Annotated in this window: 1 pseudogene; it reads left to right on the forward strand. The window is 75.7% G+C overall.

Annotated features, from left to right (window positions below):
* Window positions 1–428 (forward strand): annotated as a pseudogene (locus tag VR45_RS18360) (GNAT family N-acetyltransferase); the annotation flags it as partial.

The raw sequence follows: 428 nt of genomic DNA on the forward strand, positions 1-428 counted from the left end.
CGCCCTGCGCGACGGCGAGGTCGTCGCCCGCGGCGCCTGGTGGGGCGGCCCCGAGGACGCGGAGCCCGTCAACATCAACTGGTTCGACGTCGCCGAGGGCGAGGAGGAGGCCGGGGCCGAACTCCTGCGTTCCGCCCCCTGGCAGGTCGAACTCGAAATCAACCTGCCCGGCGACTGGCGGGAACGGGCCGACCTGCGCACCGCCGCCGAGGCCCGCTTCGCCGCCGCCCGGGCCGCCGGGTACGAACTCCTCGTCGAACGCTTCCTGTACCGCTGGACCCCGGAGCGCGGCCTGCCCGAGCGCCCCGGCCGCCTGCGCTTCCGCCCCGAACCCGACAACACCGTCTTCTTCGACGCCCTGCGCCGCATCCACTCCGCCACCCTGGACGCCCACGCGCTCCGGGCCGTCGAGGAGGGCGGCGTGGACC

It is taken from the genome of Streptomyces sp. NRRL S-495 (genome assembly GCF_000966955.1).
In the GTDB taxonomy this organism is placed as follows: domain Bacteria; phylum Actinomycetota; class Actinomycetes; order Streptomycetales; family Streptomycetaceae; genus Kitasatospora; species Kitasatospora purpeofusca.